Consider the following 18475-nt stretch of genomic DNA (forward strand, 5'->3'; position numbering starts at 1 on the left):
ATAAAATTATATCAGCGATAATTCAAATATATCGGCGATTTTCAAATTATATCGACATTAAACGACAATCCTTATATATCATGACTTTTAACATACTATGTCACCAAATGTAATTTTCATATTCGGAGCGTATACTAAAGAAGAATGCACATGAAATATTTTAAAAAATCGTAGTTCAGCTTCATATTGAGCTAGCGCATCATCATATGTTAATCCTTTAGCCATTAAACGTTCTACAAATTGTTGCTTATCACCCGGATCACCTGCAATCCCCTCTTCTTTTAATGATTGATACAAATCGTTTTTATCATTGTGATGCATATTTGAATCTAAAAAGTTCACTTTATCGCTTACTCTACATTCAATATTTTTCACACCTAATTCACTTAAATATATCGGTATTTTCATGCCTATATTGCCATCTTTACCATTTCTTTGCGTATCATTTTCAAATAATTTCTGCAAAACACCTAGCTGAATAAATTCCGATTGTTTCTCCCCATCTAGTAAATAAGAAGCCATATTAGAAATCCAATGTGGTTCAAAACAGATTATTTTTCCGCCCTTTTTAACTGAATGTATCATTTTTTGTAGCATTGTTTTTGGTGAACTCATATGTAATAAGAAGGCATGACAAATTGCTATATCGTATGTATCGTTCAATTCAATTTCTATAGCATCTCCCTCCAGAAATTCTGACTCGTACGGAAGTAAACGAAACAACTCTCTCGCTTCAGCTAATAATGTTTCTCCACTATCAATGCCTGTATACTTTGATCCTTCTGGAAGTAAAGGCATTAATAATAAGCCTAAATAACCATACCCACAACCGTAATCAACAATATGTACGGGCTTAGTAATCTTCCAAACCATATTTACTAAAAAGCGGACATAACCGTCGTTGTAATATAAATCTCTTGTGTTTTTTAAATACGTTAGTTTACTGTTCCAATCGTACGTTTCCAAGTTCAACGCCTCCTTTTTATATATGACATTACAATTCTCCATTTAATACGGACATTCCTACACCTGAAACAACTCTATAAAAGTTTAGATTTAATAAAATAAAACTTCTGCTTTCACATTTTCTATGAAAATAAATAGGCATACATATCTACTACGATACGTATACCTATTTGTTTTACATCTCCTCAGGAGCATCCACCCCAAGTAGACGTAATCCTTCTTTTAATACAACTGTCACAGCATACACTAATGCCAGTCTACTGTCTTTCTCTCCGTTCTCTTCTAATATACGAACATTACCGTAATATTTATTGAACGATTGTGCTACATCTAATACATATTTCGAAATAATCGATGGCTCATTTTTATTGAAAGCTGCTTCAATTACTTGTGGGAATTTGTTTAGTAATTTTACGACACTCCAGCTATGGTCGTCTTTTAAAGCAAACGTACATGTTTCAAATTCTACACTTTCTTTTCTTAAAATAGAGCAAGCACGTGCATGTGTGTACTGTACGTACGGGCCTGTTTCTCCTTCAAATTTCAGCATGTTTTCTAATGAGAATTCAATATTGTGCATACGCTCATTTTTTAAATCGTGGAAAATAACTGCCCCTACACCGACTTGCTTTGCTACTACTTCTTTTTGTTTTAAGTTTGGATTTTTCTCTTCAATATTTTGTTTTGCAAGTTCGATTGCTTCCTCAAGTACTTCTTCAAGTAAAATAACTCTTCCTTTACGTGTCGACATTTTCTTACCGTCTTTTAATATGAAGCCAAACGGTACGTGTTCCATACCATCAACCCAAGTGTAGCCAAGTTTTTTTAATACAGTGAAAAATTGATTGAAATGTAAGCTTTGTTCTGGACCAACAACATATAGCGCTTTATCAAATCCATAAGTGTTTTGACGATATAAAGCAGCCGTTAAGTCACGCGTTGCATAAATCGTCGCACCATCTGACTTTCTAATTAAGCATGGCGGCATACCTTCTTCTTCTAAATTAACGACTAATGCGCCTTCTGATTCTTCCAGTAAGTCGTGCTCTTCTAAAATCCCAATAAAGTCTTCCATTTTATCATTATAGAAAGCTTCGCCTTGAAAATTAGTAAATTCCACACCGAGAAGTTCATAAATACGAGAAAATTCTTTAAGGGACTCATGACGGAACCAATTCCAAAGCTCTACCGCTTCTTCATCACCTTCTTCTAATTTCTTAAACCAAGCACGTCCTTCTTCTTCTAATTCATCATTCTCTTTTACTTCTACATGAAACTGAACATATAACTTAAATAGCTCACGTATTGGATCCTCTTTCACCACTGCTTCATTTCCCCATTTTTTATAAGCCGTAATTAACTTTCCAAACTGTGTTCCCCAATCCCCTATATAATTAATTCCTACAACTTCATAGCCACATTTTTCAGCGATATGTCTCAGTGAATTTCCAATCATTGTAGAACGTAAATGCCCCATTGAAAAAGGTTTCGCGATATTAGGAGAAGAATAATCGATAACTACTGTTTTTTCACAGCCAAAGTGGTTTTGACCGAACTCTTCTTTCTCCGCTAAAACTGTTTTTAATACTGCATCACTTACAGTTTCACGATTGAAAAATACATTTACATACGGACCAACGGCTTCTACTTTCGTAAAAAACGGATCATTTAATTTCTCAGCAACTTCCTTTGCGATAAGAGCTGGTGCTTTTTTATATTGCTTCGCTAATGAAAAACATGGGAACGCTGCATCTCCAAATTCATCTTGTTTCGGTGTTTCAATTAAATCTAAAATTTGTTTTTGCGTTAATTCATTCGTGAAAATATTAGATAAACTTTCCGCAAACTGCATTTTATAATCCATGATACAACCTCCTTATTTTTTAAAACACAAAAAACTCGTCTCTAAAAAAGAGACGAGTTTTAACCCGTGGTACCACCCTTGTTGTTCGTTACGAACCACTTTCCCGTTTATAACGAGGACAGGGGGCCTCGGCTTTCTCTACTATTCGTTCAAGAAGCATCTCCGAAGTGCGCTTCATCTTTTTCTTCCGTACTAGGCTCACACCATCCCTAGCTCGCTTTCCTTCTAAAAAAGACTACTCTCTTCATCACAGACAGTATATTTAATTAATTATTGCTTATTATACATCTTTTCAAACAATTAGCAAGGGTCAATTACACCAAAGTGAAACTTAGCACTTTTTCTTTTGTATACATGAAAATTGTGTTTTTCAAATCTAGAACTACGAAAATGATCTTTTAAAACAACACGTTTTCTCGCCACTCGTTTTGCCTCCGCAATTGTTTCGTCAGTAATATCATGATACAAAGCGAAGTGTTTTAATCCTTTAATTCCATCGGATTCTATGACAGTTTCTTCAAACATCGGATCAAGGTAAACGACATCATAACTATTGTCTTCACATTGCGCTAAAAATGAAAAATGCTCCGTTTGCTTTACTTGGATTCTTTGCATTGCTTCATCGATTTCAGAAACAGATGAAGACCATGTTTTCAAACCATTTTCCATAATATAAGCCATATATTCATTGCCTTCAAGTCCTGTTACTGTTCCACTTTCACCAACAACATAACTAGCTACAACACTATCTGATGCCATACCAAGCGTACAATCTAACACTCTCATTCCGCTCTCTAATTTAGCAGCTTGTACAAACGGATCGTGCTCTCCACGCATTAACCTTTTCACACGAAACATCGCTGAGTTCGGATGAAAGAAAAATGATTCTTCCGTACCTTTCGGATAAATAGCTAATCGGTTCTTTCCTACGACAAGTACATCTTGTTCATACTGTTCATGCAGCTTATGTACTGGTATGTCATTACGTTTAACGAAAGAAGCATTTAATTCTGCTGCTACCTTGTTTGCATAATCTGTCATTTCTTTGTTCGTTCTTCCTGCTGTTGTTACTATCATTCTTTCACCTCTATATAAAGAAAAGAGGGAGATTTACTCTCCCCCTTCTTTTAGCAATTCTTTTCGAAAGCTTGCTCTAAGTTCGTAATAATTTCGTCCATAGTTGCACCTTCAATTTCATGACGGTGAATGAAGTGAACAACTTCTTTTCCTTTTAATAATGCCATAGATGGTGAAGATGGAGGAATTTCTCCGAAGTATTCACGCATTTTTGCAGTAGCATCTTTATCTTGACCTGCGAATACAGTTACAAGATGATCAGGTTGTTTTTCAGCACGAACAACCGCTTGACCTGCTGATGGACGTGCTAAACCAGCTGCACAACCACAAACAGAGTTTACAACTACTAAAGTTGTACCTGATGTATTTTCCATAAATTCTGTTACAGCTTCTTCTGTAGTTAACTCTTCAAACCCAGAACGCACTAACTCTTGGCGCATTGGGATTACCATTTGGCGCATGTATTCTTCATAAGCATTTGACATCTTGTAATCTCTCCTTCAACTTTCATTCCAAATTCATCATATCACGCTCTATTAATAGGTGCAAAAGAAAGATAACGATGATTTCATTTTTTTGTAGGGATTTCACAAACCCCACCGCGGCAATGTCCCACTGGAACAAGTTTTCTATTATTAGCGATATAATCGTATACTTTACTTCCAAAACCAAGTACGATGGATAGCTTTATAAAAGGAACGGCAAACCAATAAGATGGAACGGCCTTTGCTAATACATCTATGCTCTGAATGCCGTCATACCACTTATTATTTTTAAAAATATACAGTCTTTGTTCCATCTTACTTTGTAGTTCTTGAGAAAGCTTATATTTCTCAACTACATCTTCATTTCGAAATGAAACAAATTTCATCTTACCCTTTTTATCTAATTTTTTCGTACGTTCTGCAACGGCCGTACACATCGGACACCAACTATCATAGAAAACAATCATACATTATTCCCCTTTACGAGACTCCGTCATTTGTTTCCATACAGAACCTTTTGCTTCTTCTCCGCCTTCAATACGCTCTAATGCTAGACGTGCTTGCATCGCTACTTCAAACTCTGGATCATCTTGCGCTGCTTTTAATGGTGGAATCGCACTTTCATCTCCAAGTTCAAATAAGAACATCGCTGCACGCCAGCGTACTAATTTACTTGGATCTTTCAGAGATTTAATCATAACGAACATCGCTGCCGGATCACCTACATCTGATAAACAATCTCCTGCAGTACGACGAACACTTACAGAGCGATCTAACAACGCTTTATATAATAACGGTAATACTTCATCACCTTTTACCATACCTAAATACGCTGTTGCTAAACGGCGTATTGAAACTTTTTCATCATCTAACGCCATCTTCAACACTGGAATATCTTCTTCAGTAGGATCCATTTGTTCTAATGCTGCAAAACGGTTTTTCCAGTCAGAATCTTTCATCATCTCTTCTGTTACTTTATATGGCTCACGCTTTTGAATCGTTACTTCAACAGCACCTGCTTGATTTAATAATTCTTTAACCGTTTCATTTACACGTTCTTCTGAATAAGCAGCAACAATCTCTTCTACTACTTCTTTCCCGATTTCTTCAAAATTACCGTAACGTGTACTTTGTTCTACCCATTTACGCTCTTTTACAACGTTTGGTGCAGACATTTGTACTTTCATAATTGATTCTTTGAAACGATCTGGTAAGCCAACGCGTTCTTCCGATGTTCCATCTGTTAACTTTACTTGCATTGGAATTGTAAAGAACATTTGAACAAACACTTTCACTTCTCCAAAATGAGACAGTTGTTGTTCTTCACTTTCTTCCACTACTTCTTCGCCAAAAACAGCACGAACTTTTTGTAATAATACTTTCCAGTCATACTTTGCATTTCGCTCGACTGCTAAAAAGTCAGCTACATGATACACACCTTTAATGCCTTCAATTTTCAAAATTTCTTGCACTTGCATTGGTGCTTGTTCTTTATTTTCATTTGTATAATTATTACGCGCTCCTGATGGTAATACTTCATTCAAAATAACTTTCATTGTATTTGGACTTGGCGTCGGTTCAATTGCTTTAATCTTCACGTAAAAAACTCTCCTTTATTGCGTGTTCTTAGCTGTATTGTAACATGTTATCACTCTATACTCCTACTCGGATGCTTAATTTTACTACTTTCTTCCCATTACCATACTATTTCATTCTTTTTACATTTCAAATTAGGAATGAGGTTTTAAAAGCTTTCGTTTCCGATGCTTTTTATTTTTTATCCATTTCTTGAGGTACCGCCAGTATTAAAAAAACACACGCTAAGCAAAAAAATATAATAAGCTGTCCATATAGACAGCTTATTTACATATTTTTCGTTCTCGGAAGTTGATCTTGTAGCGCTCTTTCTCGTAATTCACTATGTTTTCCAAAGAAAATAGTGAAAGACAAGGCGATGAATACATTTGCAAAATGACAAAACTGTAAGAATACACGAGTATTTGTAAGAAAGTTCGATGTTTTCCTTTTTCTTTTTTTATTATAGTGAAAAAGAAGAACGAAATATTCTCTTATGTAGGAAAGGAAGATAATAATGATTGATTTATTAAATAAATGGATGTTAGAAAGTACAGGAAATTTCAATATCGTTGTAGGACTTACAGCACTTCTATTTTTGGGTTCAGTAATTGCATTTATTATTATTTACAAAAAAATTGGTAAACCTGATGAAAGAACAACTCCTATTTATTTTAAAATTATTTCTTGTATGTTTACTACTCAAATTCTAATGAATTGCATATTCATTTCTTTAGTTGGTAAAGATATTGAGAATTTCCGTCAAATCTTTATATTATTTGAAGCCTTTGTATTCTTCGTTGGAGCTATTTATTCGTTTAAATTATATAGACAAGAATTTAAATAATTCACTTGCAAGAAACAATAAAAAGGAGGATTCCTTACTCTCAGAAGGAATCCTTTTTTATTTTCTATCACTCGATGCATCTTTTTATACATTCCTATACTGTGATGGGTTTTACGGTTCTCGATTGTTACTGGATTAGCCGAAAAACGTAATAAAATTTTGTATACTCTTTACTTGTTTTCCAAAAAAAAGCTGGCGGTACTCCTTCTTTAAGTTTATTAAAATACTTTCCACAATTTTTTCCATAGCTATTACTTAAAATCACCTTTTATTACGATGCCCCCTCCCGCCTTCTCTCCAAAAAGGTAATACTCTCAATCACAACTTCAGTTCTATATATTCTCTTGCCTTGTTCATCATCGTAATTACTCGTCTGAATACGCCCTGTAATCCCAACAAGTGATCCCTTCTTACAATATTCAGTTACATTCTCAGCCGATTTTCGCCAAACGACACAATTAATAAAATCGACTTGTTGTTCACCTAAACTATTTCGAAATCCTCTATTCACCGCAATACATATTCTTGCATAAGCAACGCCTTGTTTTGTGTAGTATAATTCTGGCTCCTTTGTCAATCTACCGATTAATACAACTCGATTCATCATAAGTTATACCACCTCACATATTTTTCTTCATTGTAAGGAGAAGTATTTGAATAGTAAAAAGCACAAAATGATATATCCGTAAGTAAAAAGTATTATTTTAGACCTTACAAAACAAAAAAAGAAACCATACATAGTTCAAACATGTATGGTTTCAAAATTTATTACACTTCAGTACAAGATATGTAATATCCTCCGCGAGCCATCTTTATTTCAGCACGGTACATTACATTTTCTAAGTAAAAAGTAATCGGTTTAACTTTACTCTCAAATTTTAGTCTTTCATTGCATTCAGTTGCATATCCTTCAATCGCTGAAGTAATAACTTCAGATGATGGATACGTTAAAGCTTCATCTAGTTCTATGAAAAAACTTTTAGAAAATAGTTTTTTCATAATCCCCTTCTTCTCTTTCATCATATTCCATCTCCTTCAATTCAAGTTGATAACATCCATATTATACCATACGTTCAATATATCTTTGAAAATAAAAAAAACCTGCATTTTTCATGCAGGTTTTTTTTATTAGTCATTTTTCGTAAAGTAAGAAACGAAACGAAGAATTTCTAAGTATAACCAAACTAATGTAAGCATTAGTCCCATTGCAGTGTACCACTCCATATATTTCGGAGCTTGACTACGTACACCATTTTCGATTAAATCGAAATCTAGTAATAAGTTTAATGCAGCAACTACAATAACAACTGCACTAATAATAATACCGATTGTACCACCTTGGTGAATGTATGGAACAGTTACACCAAACATATTTAGTAGGAATACGACTAAATACATAACCATAATTCCGAGTGTTGCTGCCATAACGCCTGTACGGAATTTATCCGTTACTTTTACTACGCGTGTTGCATATAACACTAACATTGCAAATAGAATTGAGATTGTTAGTAATACAGCATTTAAAACGATAGAATCGCCAAATTTCATTGTATAAACTGCTGAAATACTTCCTAACACAACCCCTTCTACCGCCGCATAGATTGGTGCACCAAAAGGTGAAATACGCGGGAAGAACATAGACGCAAATGCGATGATTGCCGCAACGATTAAAGCACCAATTAATACTGGCATCTTCATCGTCCCCTGCATCATCTGTATGTATGAATAGACAGACGTTGCAAGTAGCAAGATAAGCATAATGAACGTTTTGCCTACTGTTCCGCCAATCGTCATCGCAGAAGCGCTTGCTCCCTCTTTACGGAATGCCTCTTTTTTCAACATTGGATTAGATGTTCTCATTTTTTCCCTCCTAAAATAGGTTCTACCAATAGTGTAAAGTTTTTCTCTTTACTTTTCAATATATGCAGCTTGTTTTTATTTTAATCCTTCAACGATGTCTGATAGTTCACTCCATCTTTCCATCTTTTTTTCTAGCTCTTCTTCTGTTTTCTGCTGTGCTTCAGATAATTCTTGTGCCTTTGTGAAGTCAGATCCAACTTTCGCAAGTTCTTCTCCAATTGACTCAATTTTTTCTTCAAGTTCGGCAATTGTATCTTCAATCGTTTCCCATTCACGCTGCTCATTGTATGAAAGTTTACGTTTACGTTGTTGTTTTGGAGCTTCTTCTACTACTTTTTTCTCTTTTTGAACTTCCGCTTTCTCCATAAGTTCTCTCGTTTTTTCCATTTCTAAATAATCTGTATAACTACCTAGGAACTCACGCACTTCGCCTCCGCCAGTAAAGATGAACAGTTCATCTACTACTTTATCTAAGAAGTAACGGTCATGCGATACAGTTAAAACGACACCTGGGAAATCTTCTAAATAATCTTCTAGTACTGTTAATGTTTGTGTATCTAGATCATTCGTAGGTTCATCAAGTAAAAGTACGTTTGGTTCTCCCATTAAAATACGTAATAAATATAAACGTCTTCTTTCACCACCAGATAGTTTACCAAGCGGTGTACCATGTGAATGAGTCGGGAATAAGAAACGTTCTAACATTTGAGATGCACCAATTACTTTTCCATCTGTTGTATGAATAACTTCTGCAATCTCTTTAATGTATTCAATCATACGCTGATTTAAATTCATCTCTTCATTTTCTTGCGTATAATAAGCAACTTTTACAGTTTGTCCTACTTCAACTTCACCACTATCAGGAGATAACTTACCTGCAAGCATATTCAATAGGGAAGATTTCCCGCTTCCATTCGCTCCAATAATTCCAATACGATCACCCGGTTTCACAATATGATTAAAATTATGTAATACCGTCTTATCGCCAAATTTTTTCGTTACATCTTTTAACTCAAGTACTTTCTTTCCTAGACGGCTTCCACTTAGTGCAATATCAACTGACTGTTTTGCAGCTGGTCCTTCTTGTTCCTTTAGCTCATCAAAACGCTGAATACGCGCCTTTTGTTTCGTAGAACGGGCTTTTGCACCACGACGAATCCAAGCAAGTTCACGACGATATAAATTTTGGCGTTTCGATTCTTGTGCCAATTCTTGTTCTTCACGAAGTGCTTTCGCTTCTAAAAATGTACTATAGTTTCCTTCGTAGCTATATAGTTTACCATTATCTAATTCAAAAATACGGTTCGTCACACGATCTAAGAAATAACGATCATGGGTTACAAGTAATACCGCACCTGTATATCTTGCTAAATATTCTTCTAACCATTCAACTGTCTCATGGTCAAGATGGTTCGTAGGCTCGTCTAAAATTAATAAATCAGGGGTTTCAATAAAACATTGTGCCATTGCGATACGTTTTTTCTGTCCACCAGATAAATTCCCAACAATTGCAGTGAAATCTGTAATTCCTAATTTCGTTAAAAGAGATTTCGCACTTGCATTTGCTTCCCACGCACTCATTGCATCCATACGTTGCTGCACTGCAAATAATTGTTCCTGTACTTTTTCATTACTTGGATCTTTTTCGATATGTAATAGTGCTTTTTCATAATCACGAAGAAGACGAATTAAAGGTGTATCACCATGGAACACTTGCTCTAATACTGTTAGTTTTTCATCAAACTCTGGTTGCTGTGATAAATAACTAATTGTATACCCACGTGAATGCGTCATATCACCTGTATCAGGGGTTTCTAATCCTGCAATTATTTTTAATAATGTCGATTTACCCGTTCCGTTTACACCGATAATTCCAACACGTTGTCCTTCTGTAATACTACATGATAATCCATTAAATAACGGCTTTTCTCCATATGATTTTGATAAGTTCTCCACAGTTAACATTTTCATATTTGTGCATTCCACTCTTTCATAAATTGTTCAATAAACTGTTCCATATAACGATGACGAATTTCAGCCTCTTGTTTTGCTGCATTCGTATTCATTAAATCTTTTAATTTCAAAAGTTTTTCATAAAAATGATTTAAAGATGGATCGTTATTTTTTCTATATTCATCTTTCGTCATCACTTCACGCGGAGGAATAGTTGGATCATACATTAATCTCCCTTTCGCTCCACCATACGCAAATGTGCGAGCTATTCCAATTGCTCCAAGGGCGTCTAAGCGATCCGCATCTTGAACAAGCTTCCCTTCAAGTGAATCCACTTTACCGCCATGACCACCTTTATAAGACATATTGGCGATGATATGAAGAACATGTTTACTTTCCTTTTCTTCCACATGTAACTCTTCTAACCAATCAGAAACTTTTTTCATTCCTTCTTCTTCACTTTCATTTAACTTCTCATCTGCCACATCGTGAAGTAATGCTGCCATTTCAATTATAAAACGATTTCCACCTTCTTGCTCGGATAAAGAAATCGCCAGTTTATGTACGCGTTCAATATGATACCAATCATGCCCACTCGCATCTTTTTCTAAAATATGTTTTACAAAAGTAATTGTTTTTTGAATCTTTTCTTGTTTTGTCATTTTATCTTCACCCAGTTACTTATTGTAACACGCCCGCATTTTTTCATCACATATTTTCTTGTCCGCCCATACACTGAGTGGTAAGCATCATCATGAAGGAGGAATAAATATGTTCTATAATAATCAACCGCCTTATCCAAGGCAACCATTTTACCCTCAACAACAAGAACAAAGATACACAGAACAATACGAAGAACAAGAGTTACAACAGCAAGAACAACAATATGACGAAAACCCATATGCAACAACGCAAAATCAAGAAACTGAATTTCCACAAAATCCATATGAAACACGTCCAAATTATGAATATCCTCAAAATCCATATGCGGTACCACAAAACCAAGAACAACCATATCAGCAAAATCCATATGCAGCACCACAAAGCCAAGAACAACCATATCAACAAAATCCATATGCAGCACCACAAAACCAAGAACAACCATATCAACAAAATCCATATGCAGCACCACAAAACCCATACACAACTCAACCACAACAACCGCAATACCAACAACAAATGTATCAACCAAACTACGACGCACGTGTCTCACCACCTAAACCACCAACAATAGATCCAACGCAGCCACAAATTTTACCGCCTGGACCAACATTAGACATTACACAACCACAAATCTTACCACCTGGACCAATTACTGAACCAACACAACAACAAATTCAACAAGTTGTCGGTACACAGTTTTTACCTTTCAAGAAACCCGTACTAGATTTCGTAAAACCATGGGTAGATTACGGTTTAAATGAAGCAAAACATACATCACACGAACACGCATTAACAGAAGTTGCTGCGATTATGTTTTTAGTTGGTAAAGGCTTCAATCCGACGATTGCTCATTATATCGTAGAATCTTGGGAGAAGAATGAGCAGTTTTAGGGATGTTTATTTTTAAAAACATCAAAAATGCCAAATCCCTTATATTACAAAGGATTTGGCATTTTTAAGTATCTAGAACACGCGCTAAATTTAAGGAAAAATTAACAGACATGCGTCCGGTATAATGCCGTGTCCACACCCAAGGATCGGTTACATAAAATAACGTATCTAACCTGGGAAGTCTATTGGTCTTTTCCCCTTATAGTAACACTCTCTTCTACTAAGACCTTTTCTTTCTAGGGCCTACAATTAATTTAATCGCTGTTCTTTCTTCATTATTGATAGAAATCTCTTGAAACGCTGGAACAAAAGCTAAGTCAATACCACTTGGAGCGACGAACCCTCTCGCAATCGCAATTGCTTTAATCGCTTGATTTATAGCTCCAGCCCCAATCGCTTGAATTTCCACATTACCACTTGTTCTTAGTACACCCGCTATTGCACCCGCGACTGAATTTGGGCTTGATTTTGAAGATACCTTTAATATATTTTCCATGTAAGTTGCTCCCTCTATTATTTAATCTCTCTTTCGTTACAATTTTAAATATTTTAGCGTATCTTTAATTACTATTCACACCAAAAACAAACGATGCTTCATATGTACATTTATTCTATATTTTCTGACTTCTTCCTGCCCAGCTACACAAATAAAATAAAAAAAATAAACTAAATAATCTAATATACATACGATTAAATATCATAACTTCACCAAACGATAACATCCATTCAGCAAAAGATAATATTACTGTTTGTCAGACGAAATTAATATAGTAAAGTGAAACTTTAATGAGTGGGGGTTTTGTTCATCCCCCACCTAACTTCTTTGCTTTCGCTAAACTTTGAGATGAGGGTCTTACTGCCCGGAAAATAGCGGGATAAACGTTTCCTCGTTACTTCAATCCATTTAGAAATCCCATTCATTTTTCTATCAAATTATGAACCTTATCATCTTCAAAAAGTGTTACAGGTAATACCCCAATACTATATTTCATCATTTGAGCACTTTATATTTCAAATCTATCTCCTTTTATAGTACAAGCATACACGCCAATTGTGATTCATTTTCATAAACTATTATGTGTTTTACATTTATTAAGAATAGGAGGTAATATATTGGGTTCATACTATCATTCTTCAAACTCGTATAAAAAATGCTCATGCAAATCTTCTTCCAGTTCAAATAAAAAATGTTCATGTGACCATTCACATAAACGAATCTGTCCTGCATACGGAACTTTTTGGCAAACTGAATTTATAACTGTTCCTTTTGGAAACCCTTTTCCATTTAATCACGTTGGACCTTTAGCAGGAGGCGTTTCCTTACTAAACCCTACTACTATACAATTTAGACAAGCTGGTGATTATAGAGTTTCGTTCATTTCCAGTATTAATACTACTTTAAATCCTGTATTTCCACATATCCCAGTCATAACTATATTTTTAAATAACAATCCACTTGCTAATAGTCAAGGTGACTTCGCTATTCAAATGAATACTTCATCAAATAACGAATGTCTTCAACTCGTTGGCGAAACGATTGTTACAGTGCCAGCTAATTCAACTCTTCAACTTAGAAATAATAGTGGCTTTAATCGTCAAAGTATTGTAACTTGTGACAATGGTATAAATTCAGTTGAATTAACAGTTACAAAACTAAGTTAATATTATTTCTTCACATTCAGATGCTATTTCAGCATCTTTTTTTATTGAATAACAGTTTTCTTCGACTTTTATTATCTCTCATCACGCAAAAAAAGTGCAGAATTCTTTCTAACACAAGATTTCTGCACTTTTATATTATGCTTATTTATTCTTCCTTATTTCTCTACATAAACCGACTTAACAATCGTACGATTATATGGTTTCCCTTCTTTATTCATCCCTTTTATATCCATCGTAACGTTATATACTCCCGGTTGTTTTATATCTTTTAAAGCACCTGTAAATGTATTCGTATTAACATTTTGTAATTCATTAAATTCAGAGACTAAGTTACCATCTTTATTAACGACTCTTACGGTTATGGAAAGATCCCCTTTCATTTCAGGTGCCACTGGTGATTTTTTCAGTTTATACTCAGGTTTATTTACTTTAACTTTTGTAGGCATTTGAAGAACAAATGGCGCGTCATTCTTGTAATCGCTTACAACTAAATATGCATCTTTCGACTGCTTCGCCATCATTTTGATTTTCCATTCGCCTACTTCCAATTTATCAAACTTAAATGTTCTAATTGTCGCCCCATTAAAGAAAGATTCGCCTTCACCAGTAGTTATAGCGCTATCTTTGTTTGCATAGATTTTTCCTTTTGGAGATACCATTTGTACTTCTACATCAGAAGAAGCTGTTAGTACAGAAACTATTCCTTCAGCCTTTTTATCAACAGAAATACTTTGCTCTATCCACTGATTTTGTGGTAATTCCCCTCCTAAAATATTTTGATTTGAAGTTGTATTTAATTGTTCTAGATTTTCATTTGAACTAGTGCTGGATGCTACTAAATCTGGTAACCCCACATTTGTCGTACGTAAATATGGTTCAATTCGTGCAAAAACAGCTGATCCTTTTCTTATATTGTCATGATCAAATCTTGAATCTGTAAATAAATGTGTACCGTACGATAGCTTCGCACTCCATTCATTTACTAGTCCATCATTTGAACCGTACGATGATAAATATAACCCACCCATAGATAATGCAGAAAATGTTGGCCCCCAGCTAGTCCCAGTAGCCGTATAGTAACGGTTTAATTTAGCTGCTGGGTTGTTATCTATTGTTGAACGAAACTTTGCCATTTCACCTATTTGTAACGAATACGTACCATCATCTTTTTGACCTAATATAGAAGCAAGCCACCCTGCCCACCAACTATATGATAAATCTGCTAAATTTGAGCCGTGATGCGGTGTAGCAAGTGTAATAACATTTCCAACAAATCGATTCGCACCATATTCAACTAATGCGGCTTGTGTATCAATACCACCTTTACTATGTGCTACAATATTAACTTTTTTACCGAAATGATTATATATTTCTTCAAGTTTTTGTGCTAACAATTTTCCGTTATCCCACTGACTAGCCGAACCTTTCCCAGCAGCATCATATAATTGTATAAACACTGTTTGATAGCCTGCTTTCAAAGCATAATCATACATATCATTTATATCATGATATACTGTCTTTCCATACCAACTATCAGCATTACCATTTCTTCCTTGTACAAAGAGAATTGGTGGTTTATTCTCATCATAATTAGCAGGTGTTTGGCCTAAAAACCATTCTCCAGGTGTGAATACTTCTGTATCAGGAAACCCCTTTCCAAGCTCTTTTACAACTTCTGCCTGTACATTTGTGCTAATCGTTGGAGCCATGATAAAAAATACAATTAGTAAGGCCACAAATCTTCTCATCAGTCGCATATTACTCCCCCTATTTTTTTGAAAGAAGGTGTTCTTTATAATATTTTATATTTTCCCTTCCTTAATAATAGCTAATCTTTTATTTTAAAAAGATGTTAGCCCTATTTTTAGAAGGTTACTAGTTGTATACCCTCTTCCTTAACTCTCGTTATTCTCTTTGTTTCTACCTCTTCCTTTTGATAGAATACGACAAAAAAGTTTCTCAATAATTGTTAACTTCGTTACATCCAGATATTTTTTAAATCATTATTGTTTATATAAAGCATACAAATCTTGAAAAAATTTTAGTGAAAAAACACTTTATTACTAGTTAGTTATTTAAAAATATAATAAAGATATGTATTTTCTTTTCATTAAATACAAACTAATTTTAAAGGAGCTTATATTATAAGACTTTCCTACGATTAAAAATTAAACTGAAATTTCCGAATAGAAAATCACATTTCCAGAAACATATATTATGATAATTTTCGCGCACTTGAATTAACTTTTTAGAAGTACTAACCTATCGGTGAGCAGAAGAAAATTCTGTAAAAAGAAAGGAGAATGCTTTATGATGACCAATTTACAAAAGGAGTTTTTTAAACGATTAAAAATTCCTGCAAAAGTAATAACATTTGATGATTTAGATGAAATCTTATTAAAAATGGGAATGATTCTCCCCTATGAAAATCTTGATATTATGGCTGGTACTATTAAAAATATTTCAAAAGATAACTTAATAGAAAAGTTACTTATTCAAAAACGAGGTGGACTTTGTTATGAATTAAACTCCTTATTGTATTATTTTTTAATTGATTGTGGGTTTCAAGTATACAAAGTAGCCGGTACTGTTTATGATCTGTACGATAATAAATGGAAACCCGATGATGGTCATGTCATTATCATATTAAGTCATGAGGATAAAGATTATGTTGTGGATGCAGGTTTTGCATCTCATCTCCCTTTACATCCACTCCCTTTTAACGGAGATGTCATCTCCTCTCAAACAGGAGAATATCGAATTCGTAAGCGAAATACTCGAAAAGGTACGCATATTTTAGAAATGAGAAAAGGAGCTAACGGAGAATCTACAAGTTTCTTACAATCTGAACCTTCAAATGCATGGAAAATAGGCTATGCTTTCACTTTAGATCCAATAGATGAGAAAAAAGTGAATAACATTCAAAAAGTGATTGTAGAACATAAAGAATCTCCTTTTAATAAAGGAGCTATCACTTGTAAATTAACTACTTATGGTCACATATCATTAACAAATAAAAATTATACAGAAACCTTTAAAGGCACCAAAAATAAACGACCAATAGAATCTAAAGATTATGCTCGCATTCTTCGTGACTCTTTTGGAATAACGCAAGAGAAATATGTAGGAAAAACACTAGAAAGAGGCTAGTTGACTACAAGTATTTCATAATAAAGCAGATTCTATATTTAGAATCTGCTTTATTTTATATTTTGTTATAAATTAATTTAATTTTGTTGTTACCCTTTAATTTTCAATTATATACTCATCATCATATTTATCGTATTGTAGCCCTTCCCCTATCTTTGACTCCGTAACTTGATCTCTTAAAAACGGTGCAGCATCCATTTTGCTAGTTGCAATTTCAATTCCATATTTTTTCGTTAAATGAGCTAACTCTATTAAAAACCACTCTCTTCGCAATGTAACTGGAATATCCAATGTTTTTCTTTTCATATATAATAGCACCTCTTTTATTTTCATAACTTAAAAACATCACTGGATGCACTTATTAAAACTACCTTTCACCGCTAACATCCAATGAAACATTATAGTATATGCATGTCCATTTCAAACGTGCTATCACAAATATGATATTTAAGTTTACATAATTACATTATGTAATAGTAGAAAAGAAAGGCATGTCCCTTCCTCTTCTACTATAGAGATTTAAATTAAGAACATCTTGGTACACCTAAAGCTAAAAATAAACCTGCTACTCCCGCAGTAATCGGTACTTTTAACGTAATAACATCGTCTACCTTCGTTACTAAAAAGTAAGCATTACCTTCTTGTAATATACAAGTTACCAACAATTGAAATTCCATTCAAATCTCCTCCTTTCAATCGATATACTATAATTTATGAAATCTCTTTCAAAAAGTAATAGGAAATATATCTATTTTTCCTTATATACAAAATAAATGTTTATAGGTCTAGTAAAAATATTAATTTTCTAAATTTATATAATACGTGTAATATCCAATAAGTTCCTATATAATCAATAAAGAAAATCTTACAAATGGAGGTATGAAAATGGATGTTTTGAGTAATATTGGTGCAGCTTTATTTTTTATTGCTTTTATTCTTTTAATCTTATGTATCATTTCATTCTTTAAGAAAAATGGAAAAGCAAAACAATATGGTCGTCCTACCGTTATTCTTTTTATGATTTCAATTATATTAATAGTGACCGGTACAACAACATCTGAACATCCAGTCATCAAATTTTTTGCTATTTTAAGTTTCATTCTATTTATATTCTTCCTTGTACTTGCAATATTATCTGTTATTAAGAAGACAGGTGTAGCGAAAAAACAATTTATTATTACAGCCGTATTATTTGTCATTTTTGTTGCGCTATTAGGTATTTCAGCTCCTTCTTCTGAAAAAACGACAGCAACTAGTACAAAAGTTGCCTCTAACAATGAAGAACAAAAAAATAGCGAACAGAAAAAAGAACTAGAAAAGAAAGAGGCGGATGAAAAAACTCAAAAGCAAGAAGATGAGAAGCGTCTAGCCGAGGAACAAGCTCGTAAACAAGAAGATGAGAAACGTCTAGCCGAGGAACAAGCTCGTAAGCAAGAAGATGAAAAACGTCAGGCCGATGAACAAGCTCGTAAACAACAAGAA

General features: G+C 34.1%; 20 protein-coding genes and 1 other annotated feature. Of the genes, 5 read left to right on the forward strand and 15 right to left on the reverse strand.

Translation table 11 applies throughout. From position 1 onward, the window contains the following. Nucleotides 1-87: 87 nt before the first annotated feature. From RT27_RS15250 to RT27_RS15275, 6 genes are all read right to left on the reverse strand, one after another. Nucleotides 88-966: a class I SAM-dependent methyltransferase gene (locus tag RT27_RS15250; RefSeq protein ID WP_043936564.1), complete on the reverse strand. Its 879-nt coding sequence runs from the start codon at nt 964-966 to the stop codon at nt 88-90. A gap of 175 nt (nt 967-1141) precedes the next feature. Continuing rightward, nucleotides 1142-2830 carry an arginine--tRNA ligase gene (gene argS, locus RT27_RS15255; protein ID WP_029442191.1) on the reverse strand — a complete coding sequence of 563 codons (1689 nt, stop codon included), beginning with the start codon at nt 2828-2830 and terminating at the stop codon, nt 1142-1144. Between the two features lie 45 nt (nt 2831-2875). Further along, nucleotides 2876-3090, reverse strand: a binding site (T-box leader). A 40-nt stretch (nt 3091-3130) separates the two neighbouring features. Further along, nucleotides 3131-3907: a class I SAM-dependent methyltransferase gene (locus RT27_RS15260; RefSeq protein ID WP_000637461.1), complete on the reverse strand. Its 777-nt coding sequence runs from the start codon at nt 3905-3907 to the stop codon at nt 3131-3133. 50 nt (nt 3908-3957) lie between these two features. Next, the gene (locus tag RT27_RS15265) at nt 3958-4392 is read right to left on the reverse strand and encodes a BrxA/BrxB family bacilliredoxin (protein WP_000063706.1); all 435 of its coding nucleotides are present in this window, start codon (nt 4390-4392) and stop codon (nt 3958-3960) included. Between the two features lie 83 nt (nt 4393-4475). Further along, the gene (locus tag RT27_RS15270) at nt 4476-4859 is read right to left on the reverse strand and encodes a DCC1-like thiol-disulfide oxidoreductase family protein (RefSeq protein WP_000634891.1); all 384 of its coding nucleotides are present in this window, start codon (nt 4857-4859) and stop codon (nt 4476-4478) included. 3 nt (nt 4860-4862) lie between these two features. Further along, nucleotides 4863-5990, reverse strand: a complete 1128-nt coding sequence (locus tag RT27_RS15275; protein ID WP_043936565.1) for a conserved virulence factor C family protein — start codon at nt 5988-5990, stop codon at nt 4863-4865. A gap of 494 nt (nt 5991-6484) precedes the next feature. Between RT27_RS15275 and RT27_RS15280 the strand changes: the two genes are divergently transcribed. After that, nucleotides 6485-6814: a hypothetical protein gene (locus RT27_RS15280; RefSeq protein ID WP_043936566.1), complete on the forward strand. Its 330-nt coding sequence runs from the start codon at nt 6485-6487 to the stop codon at nt 6812-6814. A 271-nt stretch (nt 6815-7085) separates the two neighbouring features. On the opposite strand, the gene RT27_RS15285 is transcribed toward RT27_RS15280, so the two are convergent. The 5 genes from RT27_RS15285 to RT27_RS15305 all read right to left on the reverse strand — a co-directional run bounded on the left by RT27_RS15285 (nt 7086) and on the right by RT27_RS15305 (nt 11289). After that, entirely contained in the window at nt 7086-7421 is a 336-nt protein-coding gene (locus RT27_RS15285; RefSeq protein WP_000982013.1) for a single-stranded DNA-binding protein, read from the reverse strand. A gap of 161 nt (nt 7422-7582) precedes the next feature. Then, the gene (locus tag RT27_RS15290; RefSeq protein WP_000975133.1) at nt 7583-7837 is read right to left on the reverse strand and encodes a DUF4318 domain-containing protein; all 255 of its coding nucleotides are present in this window, start codon (nt 7835-7837) and stop codon (nt 7583-7585) included. Nucleotides 7838-7942: 105 nt separating this feature from the next. Beyond that, complete coding sequence (locus RT27_RS15295; protein WP_001260655.1) at nt 7943-8674, reverse strand: Bax inhibitor-1/YccA family protein; 732 nt, start codon at nt 8672-8674, stop codon at nt 7943-7945. Nucleotides 8675-8749: 75 nt separating this feature from the next. Continuing rightward, nucleotides 8750-10645 carry an ABC-F family ATP-binding cassette domain-containing protein gene (locus tag RT27_RS15300; RefSeq protein ID WP_016081822.1) on the reverse strand — a complete coding sequence of 632 codons (1896 nt, stop codon included), beginning with the start codon at nt 10643-10645 and terminating at the stop codon, nt 8750-8752. Beyond that, a complete protein-coding gene (locus tag RT27_RS15305) occupies nt 10642-11289 on the reverse strand; it encodes an HD domain-containing protein (protein ID WP_016081823.1) in 648 nt (215 codons plus the stop codon). The genes RT27_RS15300 and RT27_RS15305 overlap by 4 nt, the downstream gene beginning before the upstream one ends. 109 nt (nt 11290-11398) lie before the next feature. On the opposite strand from RT27_RS15305, the gene RT27_RS15310 reads away from it, so the two are divergent. Continuing rightward, nucleotides 11399-12181 carry a hypothetical protein gene (locus RT27_RS15310; protein WP_043936567.1) on the forward strand — a complete coding sequence of 261 codons (783 nt, stop codon included), beginning with the start codon at nt 11399-11401 and terminating at the stop codon, nt 12179-12181. Between the two features lie 220 nt (nt 12182-12401). On the opposite strand, the gene RT27_RS15315 is transcribed toward RT27_RS15310, so the two are convergent. Beyond that, the gene (locus tag RT27_RS15315) at nt 12402-12677 is read right to left on the reverse strand and encodes a stage V sporulation protein S (protein WP_000427801.1); all 276 of its coding nucleotides are present in this window, start codon (nt 12675-12677) and stop codon (nt 12402-12404) included. A gap of 617 nt (nt 12678-13294) precedes the next feature. Between RT27_RS15315 and RT27_RS15320 the strand changes: the two genes are divergently transcribed. Continuing rightward, entirely contained in the window at nt 13295-13843 is a 549-nt protein-coding gene (locus tag RT27_RS15320; RefSeq protein WP_029442184.1) for a hypothetical protein, read from the forward strand. Nucleotides 13844-13998: 155 nt separating this feature from the next. Here RT27_RS15320 and RT27_RS15325 read toward each other — a convergent pair whose 3' ends face one another. Then, nucleotides 13999-15600 (reverse strand): hypothetical protein, encoded by a 1602-nt coding sequence (locus RT27_RS15325; protein ID WP_043936568.1) that lies wholly within the window; start codon nt 15598-15600, stop codon nt 13999-14001. A gap of 553 nt (nt 15601-16153) precedes the next feature. Between RT27_RS15325 and RT27_RS15330 the strand changes: the two genes are divergently transcribed. Next, nucleotides 16154-16993 carry an arylamine N-acetyltransferase gene (locus RT27_RS15330; protein WP_043936570.1) on the forward strand — a complete coding sequence of 280 codons (840 nt, stop codon included), beginning with the start codon at nt 16154-16156 and terminating at the stop codon, nt 16991-16993. 96 nt (nt 16994-17089) lie between these two features. Here the strand turns inward: RT27_RS15330 and RT27_RS15335 are convergent, their stop codons facing one another. Both RT27_RS15335 and exsG read right to left on the reverse strand, forming a co-directional pair. Further along, nucleotides 17090-17299 carry a hypothetical protein gene (locus RT27_RS15335; protein ID WP_000824206.1) on the reverse strand — a complete coding sequence of 70 codons (210 nt, stop codon included), beginning with the start codon at nt 17297-17299 and terminating at the stop codon, nt 17090-17092. Nucleotides 17300-17517: 218 nt separating this feature from the next. After that, complete coding sequence (gene exsG, locus RT27_RS15340; RefSeq protein WP_000395679.1) at nt 17518-17670, reverse strand: exosporium protein ExsG; 153 nt, start codon at nt 17668-17670, stop codon at nt 17518-17520. Between the two features lie 208 nt (nt 17671-17878). Between exsG and RT27_RS15345 the strand changes: the two genes are divergently transcribed. Continuing rightward, the coding region (locus RT27_RS15345; RefSeq protein WP_043936571.1) for a cell envelope integrity protein TolA at nt 17879-18475 on the forward strand (597 nt) is incomplete at its 3' end.

The sequence above is a fragment of the Bacillus sp. L_1B0_5 genome (assembly GCF_000836715.1).
Classification (GTDB): Bacteria; Bacillota; Bacilli; order Bacillales; family Bacillaceae_G; genus Bacillus_A; species Bacillus_A thuringiensis_S.

What these genes read in the sequence shown, in the direction of transcription:
- argS (WP_029442191.1), bottom strand. Translation starts at nt 2,830, where the DNA reads ATGGATTATAAAATGCAGTTTGCGGAAAGTTTATCTAATATTTTCACG.
- RT27_RS15260 (WP_000637461.1), bottom strand. Translation starts at nt 3,907, where the DNA reads ATGATAGTAACAACAGCAGGAAGAACGAACAAAGAAATGACAGATTAT.
- RT27_RS15265 (WP_000063706.1), bottom strand. Translation starts at nt 4,392, where the DNA reads ATGTCAAATGCTTATGAAGAATACATGCGCCAAATGGTAATCCCAATG.
- RT27_RS15270 (WP_000634891.1), bottom strand. Translation starts at nt 4,859, where the DNA reads ATGATTGTTTTCTATGATAGTTGGTGTCCGATGTGTACGGCCGTTGCA.
- RT27_RS15280 (WP_043936566.1), top strand. Translation starts at nt 6,485, where the DNA reads ATGATTGATTTATTAAATAAATGGATGTTAGAAAGTACAGGAAATTTC.
- RT27_RS15285 (WP_000982013.1), bottom strand. Translation starts at nt 7,421, where the DNA reads ATGATGAATCGAGTTGTATTAATCGGTAGATTGACAAAGGAGCCAGAA.
- RT27_RS15290 (WP_000975133.1), bottom strand. Translation starts at nt 7,837, where the DNA reads ATGATGAAAGAGAAGAAGGGGATTATGAAAAAACTATTTTCTAAAAGT.
- RT27_RS15295 (WP_001260655.1), bottom strand. Translation starts at nt 8,674, where the DNA reads ATGAGAACATCTAATCCAATGTTGAAAAAAGAGGCATTCCGTAAAGAG.
- RT27_RS15300 (WP_016081822.1), bottom strand. Translation starts at nt 10,645, where the DNA reads ATGAAAATGTTAACTGTGGAGAACTTATCAAAATCATATGGAGAAAAG.
- RT27_RS15305 (WP_016081823.1), bottom strand. Translation starts at nt 11,289, where the DNA reads ATGACAAAACAAGAAAAGATTCAAAAAACAATTACTTTTGTAAAACAT.
- RT27_RS15310 (WP_043936567.1), top strand. Translation starts at nt 11,399, where the DNA reads ATGTTCTATAATAATCAACCGCCTTATCCAAGGCAACCATTTTACCCT.
- RT27_RS15315 (WP_000427801.1), bottom strand. Translation starts at nt 12,677, where the DNA reads ATGGAAAATATATTAAAGGTATCTTCAAAATCAAGCCCAAATTCAGTC.
- RT27_RS15325 (WP_043936568.1), bottom strand. Translation starts at nt 15,600, where the DNA reads ATGCGACTGATGAGAAGATTTGTGGCCTTACTAATTGTATTTTTTATC.
- RT27_RS15330 (WP_043936570.1), top strand. Translation starts at nt 16,154, where the DNA reads ATGATGACCAATTTACAAAAGGAGTTTTTTAAACGATTAAAAATTCCT.
- RT27_RS15335 (WP_000824206.1), bottom strand. Translation starts at nt 17,299, where the DNA reads ATGAAAAGAAAAACATTGGATATTCCAGTTACATTGCGAAGAGAGTGG.
- exsG (WP_000395679.1), bottom strand. Translation starts at nt 17,670, where the DNA reads ATGGAATTTCAATTGTTGGTAACTTGTATATTACAAGAAGGTAATGCT.